This is a genomic window from Franconibacter helveticus LMG 23732, assembly GCF_000463115.2.
Lineage (GTDB): Bacteria > Pseudomonadota > Gammaproteobacteria > Enterobacterales > Enterobacteriaceae > Franconibacter > Franconibacter helveticus.
This window is the reverse complement of record NZ_AWFX01000057.1, coordinates 82,308-95,312: the sequence shown is the minus strand read 5'-3', so window position 1 is coordinate 95,312 and position 13,005 is coordinate 82,308. Positions and strand designations below refer to the sequence as shown.

Annotated in this window: 8 protein-coding genes; 7 read left to right on the top strand and 1 reads right to left on the bottom strand. The window is 57.2% G+C overall.

Going from position 1 to position 13,005, the window contains the following annotated elements:
• Window positions 1-1,341 carry a gluconate transporter gene (gene gntU, locus DW56_RS19910; RefSeq protein WP_035890375.1) on the top strand — a complete coding sequence of 447 codons (1,341 nt, stop codon included), beginning with the start codon at window positions 1-3 and terminating at the stop codon, window positions 1,339-1,341.
• 31 nt (window positions 1,342-1,372) lie between these two features.
• Here the strand turns inward: gntU and yhgN are convergent, their stop codons facing one another.
• Complete coding sequence (gene yhgN, locus DW56_RS19905) at window positions 1,373-1,966, bottom strand: NAAT family transporter YhgN (RefSeq protein WP_024552049.1); 594 nt, start codon at window positions 1,964-1,966, stop codon at window positions 1,373-1,375.
• 177 nt (window positions 1,967-2,143) lie between these two features.
• Between yhgN and asd the strand changes: the two genes are divergently transcribed.
• The 6 genes from asd (at window position 2,144) to glgP (ending at window position 12,983) form a co-directional block, all read left to right on the top strand.
• On the top strand, window positions 2,144-3,250 hold the full coding sequence (gene asd / locus DW56_RS19900) for an aspartate-semialdehyde dehydrogenase (protein WP_024552048.1): 1,107 nt from the start codon (window positions 2,144-2,146) through the stop codon (window positions 3,248-3,250).
• 266 nt (window positions 3,251-3,516) lie between these two features.
• Window positions 3,517-5,709: a 1,4-alpha-glucan branching enzyme gene (gene glgB, locus DW56_RS19895; protein WP_024552047.1), complete on the top strand. Its 2,193-nt coding sequence runs from the start codon at window positions 3,517-3,519 to the stop codon at window positions 5,707-5,709.
• Window positions 5,706-7,688 carry a glycogen debranching protein GlgX gene (gene glgX, locus DW56_RS19890; RefSeq protein WP_024552046.1) on the top strand — a complete coding sequence of 661 codons (1,983 nt, stop codon included), beginning with the start codon at window positions 5,706-5,708 and terminating at the stop codon, window positions 7,686-7,688. Before glgB ends, glgX begins: the two co-directional genes overlap by 4 nt.
• 14 nt (window positions 7,689-7,702) lie before the next feature.
• Window positions 7,703-8,986: a glucose-1-phosphate adenylyltransferase gene (gene glgC / locus DW56_RS19885; protein WP_024552045.1), complete on the top strand. Its 1,284-nt coding sequence runs from the start codon at window positions 7,703-7,705 to the stop codon at window positions 8,984-8,986.
• A gap of 96 nt (window positions 8,987-9,082) precedes the next feature.
• On the top strand, window positions 9,083-10,516 hold the full coding sequence (glgA, locus tag DW56_RS19880) for a glycogen synthase GlgA (RefSeq protein WP_024552044.1): 1,434 nt from the start codon (window positions 9,083-9,085) through the stop codon (window positions 10,514-10,516).
• A gap of 19 nt (window positions 10,517-10,535) precedes the next feature.
• Complete coding sequence (gene glgP, locus DW56_RS19875; protein ID WP_024552043.1) at window positions 10,536-12,983, top strand: glycogen phosphorylase; 2,448 nt, start codon at window positions 10,536-10,538, stop codon at window positions 12,981-12,983.
• Window positions 12,984-13,005 lie beyond the last annotated feature (22 nt).

The window sequence follows — 13,005 nt, the reverse complement described above, 5'->3', positions numbered from 1 at the left end:
GTGAATACATTAACCCTCGTGTTAACGGCTGTAGGGTCGGTTCTCCTTTTGCTGTTTTTGGTCATGAAGGCAAGGATGCATGCGTTTGTGGCGTTAATGGTGGTTTCTATTGGCGCCGGGCTGTTCTCTGGCATGCCGCTCGATAAAATCGCGACGACGATGGAAAAAGGCATGGGCGGCACGCTCGGCTTTCTGGCGGTCGTTGTAGCGCTTGGCGCGATGTTCGGCAAAATCCTGCATGAAACCGGCGCCGTGGACCAGATTGCCCTGAAGATGCTGAAATCCTTCGGCCACAGCCGGGCGCATTACGCCATCGGCCTTGCCGGGCTGATTTGCGCATTGCCGCTTTTCTTTGAGGTGGCGATTGTGCTGCTTATCAGCATTGCGTTTTCAATGGCGCGCCACACCGGCGCAAACCTTGTACGGCTGGTTATCCCGCTTTTTGCTGGCGTGGCTGCCGCGGCGGCGTTTTTGCTGCCGGGGCCTGCGCCGATGCTGCTTGCTTCGCAAATGCATGCTGATTTTGGCTGGATGATTTTAATTGGCCTGTGCGCCGCCATTCCGGGCATGCTGATTGCCGGGCCGCTGTTCGGCAACTTCATTAGCCGCTATGTGGAACTGCACATCCCGGACGACATTAACGAGCCGCACTTTGGCGACAGTAAGCTGCCATCGTTCGGCTTCAGCCTGGCGCTGATCCTGCTGCCGCTGGTGCTGGTGGGCATGAAAACCATCGCCGCTCGCTTTACAGAACAAGGCTCCCGCCTGTACGAGTGGCTGGAATTTATCGGGCATCCTTTTACCGCCATTCTTGTGGCCTGCCTGGTGGCGATATACGGCCTGGCGATGCGTCGCGGCATGCCGAAAGATAAGGTGATGGAAATTTGCGGCCAGGCGTTGCAGCCAGCGGGCATTATTCTGCTGGTGATTGGCGCAGGCGGCGTCTTCAAACAGGTGCTGGTGGACTCCGGCGTCGGCCCGGCGTTGGGTTCAGCGTTAACCGGCATGGGGCTTCCCATCGCCATTACCTGCTTTGTGCTGGCGGCGGCGGTGCGCATTATTCAGGGCTCCGCGACAGTTGCCTGCCTGACGGCGGTGGGCCTGGTGATGCCGGTTATCGAGCACCTGAACTATTCCGGCGCGCAGCTTGCCGCGCTTTCCATCTGTATTGGCGGCGGTTCGATTGTGGTGAGCCACGTTAACGACGCCGGGTTCTGGCTCTTTGGCAAATTTACCGGCGCGACGGAAGGGCAGACGCTGAAAACCTGGACGATGATGGAAACCATCCTCGGCACGACGGGCGCGATAGTCGGTATGATTGCCTTTACGCTGCTGTCCTGAAAAAAAGGGCTTCCCTGCGGAAGCCCTTTTCTTATCCCTTCATCCACGCCCGGATGCCGTCCAGGAACATCTGGGTGGCGAGCATCACCAGCACCAGCCCCATCAACCGCTCCAGCGCGTTTACCCCTTTTTCGCCAAGCAGCCGTAAAAAGAGCGACGACTGCAATAAAATCACGAAGGTGCCGCCCCAGGCGAGCAGCAGGGCGATAACCAGATGCCCCATCTGGTTCGGGTACTGATGCGAAAGCAGCATTAAGGTCGCAAGCAGCGTCGGCCCGGCGACCAGCGGAATGGCGAGCGGCACGATAAAGGGTTCTTCGCCCGCCGGCAGACCGCTACTGTTGCCCTCATGGCTTGGGAAAATCATCTTAATCGCGATTAAGAAAAGAATAATGCCGCCGGAAATAGAGACGGTTTCCGCCCGCAGGTTCAAAAACGCCAGGATCTTCTCGCCCGCAAACAGAAAGATGAGCATCAGCAGCAGCGCGATAAACAACTCCCTGACCATAATAGCCCGTCGGCGTTTCGGCTCGGTGTGTTTGAGCACCGACATAAAAATCGGCAGATTGCCCAACGGATCCATAATCAGAATCAACAAAACGGCGGCGGAGATGATTTCATTCATGAACTATTTTCCTGATATGCCCTTGAGCAAGGCGCTCTAATAAGCGGCTTTTCTAATGGTCACGCGATCATTGATTAATTTCACTTGCGACTTTAGCTGCATTTTGTAAGGTGAAGCATGTTCCGGTGAGCTCACTGGATGCACAATACGCACACACCTCTGCAGGAATAACTCGCTATGAAAAATGTTGGTTTTATCGGCTGGCGCGGTATGGTCGGCTCCGTTCTCATGCAACGCATGGTTGAGGAGCGCGATTTCGACGCCATTCGCCCCGTCTTCTTTTCCACCTCCCAGCTTGGGCAGGCTGCGCCCTCGTTTGGCGGCAAGGCCGGTGGCACGCTCCAGGATGCTTATGACCTGGAAGCGCTGAAGGCGCTCGATATTATCGTTACCTGCCAGGGCGGCGATTATACCAACGAAATCTATCCAAAGCTTCGTGAAAGCGGCTGGCAGGGCTACTGGATTGACGCTGCCTCTTCGCTTCGCATGAAAGATGACGCGATCATTATTCTTGACCCGGTTAACCAGCACGTTATTACCGAAGGCTTAAACAAAGGGGTGAAAACCTTTGTCGGCGGCAACTGCACCGTCAGCCTGATGCTGATGTCGCTGGGCGGCCTGTTCGCCAACGACCTTATCGAGTGGGTTTCTGTCGCTACTTACCAGGCGGCGTCCGGCGGCGGCGCTCGCCATATGCGCGAACTGCTGACGCAGATGGGCCTGCTGCATAACTATGTCGCCGAAGAGCTGGCAAACCCGGCGTCCGCCATTCTGGATATCGAACGCAAAGTCACGCAGCTTACCCGCAGCGGCGACCTGCCGGTAGATAATTTCGGCGTGTCGCTGGCGGGCGGGCTTATTCCGTGGATCGACAAACAGCTCGACAACGGTCAGAGCCGCGAAGAGTGGAAAGGCCAGGCAGAGACTAACAAAATTCTCAACACCGCTAATGCGATTCCGGTGGATGGCCTTTGCGTACGCATCGGCGCGCTGCGCTGCCACAGCCAGGCATTTACCCTTAAATTGAAAAAGGATATTTCAATTGCAACGGTTGAAGAGATGCTCGCAGTGCATAATCCGTGGGCGAAAGTGGTGCCGAATGACCGTGAAATCACCATGCGCGAACTGACTCCGGCTGCCGTTACCGGCACCCTGACCACTCCGGTCGGACGCCTGCGCAAGCTCAATATGGGCCCGGAATACCTCTCTGCGTTCACGGTGGGCGACCAGCTTCTCTGGGGCGCTGCGGAGCCGCTGCGACGCATGCTGCGTCAGTTAGCGTAAAGGTTGTTGTTAAGGGAGCGATTAACGCTCCTTTTTTGTGCCTGTATGAAAAGGATTAACGCAGATGATCACCATTTTTAGCAGGAGTAAAATTAAGCGTTGGCTATGCTTAGGGTAAGGCGGAATTAACGCGCCAAACCTCAAGGTAGAACGGAGCAGAAAAGGGCCCTTTGTCTCTGTCCGTTCAGGTCAATAAAAAAGTGTCGCTACCGGACGCGAAGGCGTAAGGCTGGAGAGGTGCGGCACAAAAAAACAGGATGAATGCCATGTCTGATCGTGTAGATAGAGACGTGATTAATGCGCTTATTGCAGGCCACTTTGCGGATCCTTTTTCCGTACTCGGCATGCATAAAACTGAAGCCGGACTGGAAGTCCGCGCGCTCCTTCCCGACGCCACCGAAGTGTGGGTCATCGAACCTAAAACCGGGCGCAAAGTCGGCAAGCTTGAATGCCTTGATTCCCGTGGCTTTTTTAACGCCGTACTGCCGCGTCGCAAGAATCCGTTTCGCTACCAGCTGGCGGTTATCTGGCACGGCCAGCAAAACCTGATCGATGACCCTTATCGGTTTGGGCCGCTGTTGCAGGATTTAGATGTCTGGCTGCTTTCTGAAGGCACCCATCTTCGCCCTTACGAAACGCTGGGCGCGCATGCGGAAACGATGGACGGCGTCACCGGCACTCGCTTTTCTGTCTGGGCGCCGAACGCCCGTCGCGTGTCCGTGGTAGGGCAATTCAACTACTGGGACGGACGTCGCCACCCCATGCGCCTGCGCAAAGAGAGCGGCATTTGGGAGCTTTTCATCCCTGGCGCCCATAACGGCCAGCTTTATAAGTTCGAGCTTATCGATAAAGAAGGCAACCTGCGGATTAAAGCAGACCCGTATGCCTTTGAAGCGCAAATGCGTCCCGAAACCGCCTCGCTGATTTGCGGCCTGCCGGACAAAACCCCCATTACGCCCGCGCGCCAGAAAGCGAATCAGTTCGACGCGCCGATCTCCATTTATGAAGTGCACCTCGGCTCATGGCGTCGCCATCCTGAGAGCAATTTCTGGCTGAGCTACCGCGATCTGGCAGAACAGCTGGTGCCTTATGTAAAAGGCATGGGCTTTACCCATATCGAACTGCTGCCGGTTAACGAACACCCCTTTGACGGCAGCTGGGGCTATCAGCCCACCGGGCTTTATGCGCCAACCCGCCGCTTCGGCACCCGTGAAGACTTCAAATACTTTATTAACGCCGCGCATGCCGCTGGCCTGAACGTTATCCTCGACTGGGTGCCGGGCCATTTTCCTTCCGATGATTTCGCCCTTGCTAACTTCGACGGCACCGCGCTCTATGAGCACAGCGACCCGCGCGAAGGCTATCACCAGGACTGGAACACGCTGATTTACAACTATGGCCGCCGCGAGGTAAGCAATTTTCTGGTCGGCAACGCCCTTTACTGGATGGAGCGGTTCGGCATTGACGCGCTGCGCGTAGACGCGGTGGCCTCAATGATTTATCGCGACTACAGCCGCGCGCCGGGCGAGTGGATCCCCAACGAGCACGGCGGGCGCGAAAACCTTGAGGCGATTGAGTTCCTGCGCAGCACCAACCGCATTATCGGCGAACAGGTTCCCGGCGCGGTCTCTATGGCGGAAGAGTCCACGGATTTCGGCGGCGTTACGCGCCCGTCTTCTTCCGGCGGCCTGGGCTTCTGGTTTAAATGGAATATGGGCTGGATGCACGACACGCTCGACTACATGAAGCTCGACCCCATTTATCGCCAGTATCACCACGACAAAATGTCTTTCGGCATGGTCTACAACTACTCGGAAAACTTCGTGTTGCCGCTGTCGCACGATGAAGTGGTGCATGGCAAAAAATCCATTCTCGACCGCATGCCGGGCGACGCCTGGCAGAAGTTCGCCAACCTTCGCGCCTATTACGCCTGGATGTGGGCTTTCCCGGGCAAAAAACTGCTGTTTATGGGCAATGAATTCGCCCAGGGGCGCGAATGGAACCACGACACCAGCCTTGACTGGCACCTGCTGGAAGGGGGCGATAACTGGCACCACGGCGTACAGCGCCTGGTCCGCGATCTGAACTTTACCTATCGCCACCATAAAGCGCTGCATGAGCTCGACTTCGACCCGTATGGCTTCGAATGGCTGGTAGTGGAAGACAGCGCGAACTCGGTTTTTGTCTTTGTGCGCCGCGATAAACAGGGCAATGAAATCATCGTCGCCAGCAACTTTACGCCGGTAGTGCGCCACAATTACCGCTTCGGCGTTAACCAGCCAGGACGCTGGCGTGAAGAGCTGAACACGGACTCCATTCACTATCACGGCAGCAACGCCGGGAACGGCGGGGCGGTGCAAAGCGAGGCGATCCCAAGCCACGGACGCGAGCATTCCCTTTCTCTTACGCTGCCGCCGCTGGCCACTATCTGGCTGGTGCGGGAGGGAGAAGCTGAATGACGCAGCTCCAGGCCGGGAGCCCAACGCCGCCTGGCGCGCACTATGATGGAAGCGGAATAAATTTCACGCTTTTTTCCGCCCATGCGGAAAAGGTGGAGCTGTGCGTTTTCGACGACGAAGACAACGAGCAGCGCTACGATTTACCCGCGCGAAGCGGCGACATCTGGCACGGCTACCTGCCGAAAGGACGGCCCGGCCTGCGCTACGGTTTTCGCGTGCATGGCCCCTGGAGTCCGGCGCAGGGGCACCGCTTTAACCCGGCGAAGCTGTTGCTTGACCCCTGCGCGCACGCGGTGGCAGGCCCGGTTGTTGATAGCCCGTTGCTGCATGGCGGTTATCACGAACCCGATCGCCACGACAGCGCGGCGGTTATGCCCAAAGCGGTGGTGGTGCGCGACAGCTACGACTGGGCAGACGACGCCCCGCCGCAAACGCCCTGGGGCGAGACGGTTATCTATGAAGCGCATGTTCGCGGGCTGACGCTGCTGCACCCGGCTATTCCGCAGGAGATACGCGGCACGTACGCGGCGCTTGGCCACCCGGTAATGATTAATCATCTTAAACAGTTGGGCATTACCGCGCTGGAGCTGATGCCGGTTCAGCACTTTTGCAGCGAGCCGCGTTTGCAGCGTATGGGTCTTAGCAACTACTGGGGCTATAACCCGCTGGCGCTCTGGAGCGTTGAGCCTCATTACACGCAAAGCGGCGACCCGCAGGCCGCGCGCAATGAATTTCGTGATGCGGTGAAGGCGCTGCATCAGGCTGGCATTGAGGTCATTCTGGACATTGTGCTGAACCACAGCGCGGAGCTTGATCTCGACGGCCCCACCTTCTCCCTGCGCGGAATTGATAACCGTAGCTATTATTGGTTACAGGAGAACGGGGATTACCAGAACTGGACCGGCTGCGGCAACACGCTGAATCTCAGCCATCCGGGCGTGGTGGACTATGCGCTCGGCTGTCTGCGCTACTGGGTGGAAACCTTTCACGTCGACGGTTTTCGTTTTGATCTGGCCTCGGTCATGGGACGTACGCCTGAGTTTCGCCAGGATGCGCCGCTGTTTGCCGCCCTTAAAAACGATCCGCTGTTATCCCGCGTGAAGCTTATCGCCGAACCGTGGGATATCGGCCCTGGCGGTTATCAGGTGGGTAATTTTCCGGCGCCGTTCGCCGAGTGGAATGACAGCTTTCGCGACGCCATGCGCTGCTTCTGGCTGCACCGGGCGCTGTCGCTTGGCGATTTCGCCAACCGCTTCGCCGGCTCAAGCGATACGTTCCGGCGCGGCGAGCGCCTTCCCGGCGCCAGCATTAACCTTGTGACCGCGCATGACGGCTTTACGCTTCGCGACTGCGTCTGCTTTAACCAGAAGCATAACGAAGCGAACGGCGAAGAGAATCGCGACGGTACGAACCATAATCACAGCAATAACCACGGCCATGAAGGGCCGGGTGGCGGCCAGGATGTTATCGACAGAAGGCGTGCCAGCGTGCACGCCCTACTGACCTCTTTGCTGCTTTCTCAGGGAACGCCGATGCTGCTGGCGGGCGATGAATTCGGCCACAGCCAGCATGGCAACAATAACGCCTACTGCCAGGACAATGAACTGACCTGGCTTAACTGGAAAGAGGCGAACCAGGGGCTGATTACTTTTACGGCTGCGCTGACGCACCTGCGCCGTTCCATTCCGGCCCTGACCCGGAATGAATGGTGGGACGAAGGGGACGAAAACGTCCGCTGGTTGAACCACGCGGCGCAGCCTTTACAGGCCGACGCCTGGCAAAACGGGGTGTGCCGTATGCAAATCCTGCTTTCCGGACGCTGGCTTATTGCGATTAACGCCACCGAAGAAGTTGGCGAAATCACGTTACCCGAAGGGGAATGGCGTGCTATCCCCCCATTTGCCGGAGAGGATAATCCGGTTGTAATGGCTGTATGGCATGGGCCCGCGCACGGTGTGTGCGTATTCCAGAAGTCATAAATAAGGAGTCAGTCATGGTAAGGTTTGAGAAGAACGATCCTCTGATGTTGGCAAGACAGCTGCCCTTAAAATCTGTCGCACTGATCCTGGCTGGTGGGCGTGGCACACGTCTGAAAGACCTCACCACAACCCGCGCCAAGCCTGCCGTGCACTTTGGCGGCAAGTTTCGCATTATCGATTTCGCCTTATCTAACTGCATTAACTCAGGGATCCGGCGAATCGGGGTCATTACTCAGTATCAGTCTCATACCCTTGTGCAGCATATTCAGCGCGGCTGGTCTTTCTTTAGCGAAGAGATGAACGAGTTCGTCGATTTGCTGCCGGCCCAGCAGCGCGTGCACGGGGAAAACTGGTATCGCGGCACGGCGGATGCGGTGACGCAAAACCTCGATATTATCCGCCGCTACAAAGCGGAATATGTCGTTATCCTCGCGGGCGACCATATCTACAAGCAAGACTACTCGCGCATGCTTATCGACCATGTCGAGAAAGGCGCGCGCTGTACGGTGGCCTGCTTGCCGGTGCCGAAAGCGGAAGCGACCGCGTTTGGCGTAATGGCGGTGGATGAAAACGACAGGGTCATCGATTTTGTCGAGAAACCCGCCAACCCGCCAACCATGCCCGGCGATGACACGAAGTCGCTCGCCAGCATGGGGATTTATATTTTCAACGCCGATTATCTTTACGATCTGCTGGAAGAGGACGACAAGGACGAGAAGTCCAGCCATGACTTCGGTAAAGATATCATCCCGAAAGTGACCCGTTCGGGCGAGGCTTTCGCGCATCCGTTCCCGCTTTCGTGCGTGCAGTCTGACCCGGACGCCGAGCCGTACTGGCGCGATGTGGGGACGCTCGAAGCTTACTGGAAGGCGAACCTCGACCTTGCGTCGGTCACACCTGAACTGGACATGTACGATCAGAACTGGCCGATCCGCACCCATATGGAATCGCTGCCGCCAGCGAAGTTTGTGCAGGACCGCTCCGGCAGCCACGGTATGACGCTCAACTCGCTGGTTTCCGGCGGTTGCATTATTTCCGGCTCCGTTGTCGTGCAATCCGTGCTTTTCCCGAGAGTGCGCATAAACTCATTCTGTAACATCGACTCGGCGGTGCTGTTGCCCGATGTCTGGGTAGGCCGTTCCTGTCGCCTGCGTCGCTGTGTTATCGACCGGGCCTGTGTTATCCCTGAAGGCATGGTGATAGGTGAAAACGCTGAGGAAGACGCTCGCCGTTTCTACCGTTCCGAAGAGGGCATTGTGTTAGTGACGCGTGAAATGCTGGCCCGTTTAGCGGGTTGATTCGCGCAGGGAGGTAACCGCGCGCGGAAGGCTCCGCGCGTTGTGTTTTTCACGTTCGGCGCGCCTTTTGCGCTGAATCTTTGAACGGGAGCGATAATGCAGGTCTTACATGTATGTTCAGAAATATTCCCTCTGCTGAAAACCGGCGGACTGGCAGACGTTATCGGCGCATTACCTGCTGCGCAAATTGCCGGTGGGGTAGATACTCGCGTGCTGTTGCCCGCTTTTCCTGATATTCGCCGCGGCATCGTCGATGCCCGTATTGTGGCGCGCAGAGACACCTTTGCGGGTGAAATTACGCTTTTGTATGGACACTTCAACGGGGTCGGCATTTACCTGATTGATGCCCCGGAGCTTTACGATCGTCCCGGCAGCCCGTATCACGACACTAATCTTTACGCCTATACCGACAACGTGATTCGGTTCGCGCTGCTGGGCTGGGTAGGCAGCGAAATGGCCTGCGGGCTCGACCCGTACTGGCATCCTGACGTGGTGCATGCGCACGACTGGCACGCGGGCCTGGTGCCTGCTTACCTGGAGTTGCGCGGGCGTCCGGCGAAGTCGGTTTTCACCGTGCATAACCTGGCCTATCAGGGCATGTTTTACGCCCAGCATATGGACGATATTCAACTGCCGTGGTCTTTCTATGATGTGGAAGGGCTGGAATTCAACGGCCAGATCTCTTTCCTGAAAGCAGGACTGTATTACGCTGACCATATCACAGCGGTAAGCCCTACTTACGCGCGCGAAATCACCGAGCCGCAGTACGCTTACGGGCTGGAAGGGCTGTTGCGTCAGCGTCATCGCGAAGGACGGCTTTCAGGCATTCTTAACGGCGTGGATGAAAACATTTGGGACCCGGCGCACGATCTGCTGCTCGCTTCGCGCTATACCCGCGATACGCTGGAGGAGAAGGCGGAAAACAAACGCCAGTTGCAGATTGCGATGGGCCTGAAAGTGAACGACAAAGTGCCCCTGTTCGCCGTGGTCAGTCGCCTGACCAGCCAGAAAGGGCTGGATTTGGTGCTGGAGGCGCTGCCGGGGCTGCTGGAGCAGGGCGGTCAGTTGGCGCTGCTCGGCGCGGGCGATCCGGTGTTGCAGGAGGGCTTTCTCGCCGCCGCCGCGGAGCATCCGGGGCAGGTTGGCGTGCAAATCGGCTATCACGAGGCGTTCTCGCACCGCATTATGGGCGGCGCGGATGTCATTCTGGTGCCGAGCCGTTTCGAGCCGTGCGGTCTGACGCAGCTTTATGGCCTGAAGTATGGAACCCTGCCGCTCGTGCGGCGCACAGGCGGTCTGGCGGATACGGTTTCCGACAGCTCGCTTGAGAACTTAGCAGATGGAATTGCCAGTGGATTCGTGTTTGAGGACAGTAATGCCTGGTCGCTGTTGCGGGCGATTCGGCGTGCTTTCGTGTTGTGGTCCCGTCCGTCACTCTGGCGCTTCGTTCAGCGTCAGGCGATGGGCATGGATTTTAGCTGGCAGGTAGCGGCGCAGTCCTACCGCGATCTATATCAACGCTTGTTGTAATCATCCAGGAATCACGTAAATGAACGCACCCTTTAGCTATGCGTCGCCCACGCTGAGTGTTGAGGCGCTGAAACATTCCATCGCCTATAAGCTGATGTTCACCATCGGCAAAGATCCCGCCATCGCCAACAAACACGAATGGCTGAACGCCACACTGTTTGCGGTGCGCGACCGCATGGTTGAACGCTGGCTACGCTCTTACCGGGCGCAGCTGTCGCAGGAAGTGCGCCAGGTTTACTATCTGTCGATGGAGTTCCTGATTGGCCGCACCCTTTCTAACTCGCTGCTTTCGCTCGGCATTTATGAAGATGTGAAAAATGCGCTGGAAGAAATGGGCCTCGATCTGGAAGAGCTTATCGACGAAGAGAACGACCCGGGGCTTGGCAACGGCGGCCTGGGGCGCCTCGCCGCCTGCTTCCTCGACTCGCTGGCCACGCTTGGCCTGCCGGGCCGCGGCTACGGTATTCGCTATGACTATGGCATGTTCAAGCAGAACATCGTCAATGGCGAGCAAAAAGAGTCGCCCGACTACTGGCTGGAATATGGCAACCCGTGGGAGTTTGAGCGTCACAACACACGCTATAAGGTGCGCTTCGGCGGTCGTATCCAGCAGGAGGGTAAACGCACCCGCTGGGTAGAGACCGAAGAGATCCTGGCGGTCGCTTATGACCAGATTATTCCCGGCTACGATACCGACGCCACCAACACGCTGCGCCTGTGGAGCGCCCAGGCAAGTAGCGAAATCAACCTTGGTAAATTTAACCAGGGCGATTACTTCGCGGCGGTGGAAGACAAAAACCATTCGGAAAACGTATCGCGCGTGCTGTATCCGGACGACTCCACGTATTCCGGGCGCGAACTGCGCCTGCGCCAGGAATATTTCCTGGTGTCGGCCACGATTCAGGATATCCTGAGCCGCCATTACCAGCTGCACAAAACCTACGCCAACCTGGCGGAAAAAGTCGCCATTCACCTTAACGATACCCACCCCGTGCTCTCCATTCCGGAACTGATGCGGGTGCTGATTGACGAACATAAGTTTGGCTGGGACGAGGCGTTCGAGACAACCTGTCAGGTTTTCTCTTACACCAACCACACGCTGATGAGCGAAGCGCTGGAGACCTGGCCGGTCGACATGCTGGGTAAAATCCTGCCGCGCCATCTGCAAATCATTTTTGAGATCAACGACTACTTCCTGAAAACCTTGCAGGAACAATATCCGGCGGACACCAACCTGCTCAGCCGCGTGTCGATTATCGATGAGTCCAGCGGCCGTCGCGTGCGCATGGCCTGGCTTGCGGTGGTGGTGAGCCATAAAGTGAATGGCGTATCGGAGCTGCACTCTAACCTGATGGTGCAGTCGCTGTTCGCCGATTTCGCGAAAATCTTCCCGATGCGCTTTACCAATGTGACAAACGGCGTAACGCCGCGCCGCTGGCTGGCGCTGGCTAACCCGGCGTTGTCGGACGTGCTGGATAAAAACATCGGCCGCACCTGGCGCACCGATCTCAGCCAGCTAAACGAGCTGGAGCAGCATATCGATTTCCCGGCGGTGAACCAGCAGGTGCGTAACGCCAAGCTTGCCAACAAGCGGCGGCTCGCCGTCTGGATAGCGCAACAGCTTAATGTGGTCGTTAACCCGAAAGCGCTTTTCGACGTGCAGATTAAGCGTATTCACGAATACAAACGCCAGCTGATGAACGTGCTGCATGTCATCACTCGCTACAACCGCATTAAAGCGGACCCGGAAGCCAACTGGGTGCCGCGCGTGAATATCTTCGCCGGAAAAGCGGCGTCGGCCTATTACATGGCCAAACACATCATTCACCTGATTAACGATGTGGCGCAGGTCATTAATAACGATCCGCAGGTGAAGGACAGGCTGAAAGTAGTCTTTATTCCTAACTACAGCGTAAGCCTGGCGCAGCTGATTATTCCGGCGGCGGATCTCTCTGAGCAAATCTCGCTTGCCGGGACGGAGGCTTCCGGCACCAGCAACATGAAATTCGCCCTCAACGGCGCGCTGACTATCGGCACGCTGGATGGCGCCAATGTCGAGATGCTGGAGCACGTGGGCGAAGAGAATATCTTTATCTTCGGCAATACCGCCGATGAGGTGGAAGCGCTTCGCCGCCAGGGCTACAACCCGCGCGACTATTACGATAAAGACGAAGAGTTGCGCCAGGTGCTGACGCAAATCGGCACCGGCGTCTTCAGCCCTAACGATCCGGGCCGCTACCGCGATCTGGTGGATTCGCTGATTAACTTTGGCGATCACTACCAGGTGCTGGCGGACTATCGCAGCTATGTCGACTGCCAGGATAAAGTGGACGAGCTTTACAACCAGCCGGAAGAGTGGACCACGCGCGCAATGCATAACATTGCCAACATGGGCTATTTCTCTTCCGACCGCACCATTCAGGAGTACGCGGAAAATATCTGGAATATTAAACCCGTGCGCCTGTAAGCGCGCAAAATAAAGCGTGTCC

Bases quoted from the DNA above. Each gene is read 5' to 3' on its own strand.
- yhgN (WP_024552049.1), bottom strand. From the start codon at position 1,966: ATGAATGAAATCATCTCCGCCGCCGTTTTGTTGATTCTGATTATGGAT.
- asd (WP_024552048.1), top strand. From the start codon at position 2,144: ATGAAAAATGTTGGTTTTATCGGCTGGCGCGGTATGGTCGGCTCCGTT.
- glgB (WP_024552047.1), top strand. From the start codon at position 3,517: ATGTCTGATCGTGTAGATAGAGACGTGATTAATGCGCTTATTGCAGGC.
- glgX (WP_024552046.1), top strand. From the start codon at position 5,706: ATGACGCAGCTCCAGGCCGGGAGCCCAACGCCGCCTGGCGCGCACTAT.
- glgC (WP_024552045.1), top strand. From the start codon at position 7,703: ATGGTAAGGTTTGAGAAGAACGATCCTCTGATGTTGGCAAGACAGCTG.
- glgA (WP_024552044.1), top strand. From the start codon at position 9,083: ATGCAGGTCTTACATGTATGTTCAGAAATATTCCCTCTGCTGAAAACC.
- glgP (WP_024552043.1), top strand. From the start codon at position 10,536: ATGAACGCACCCTTTAGCTATGCGTCGCCCACGCTGAGTGTTGAGGCG.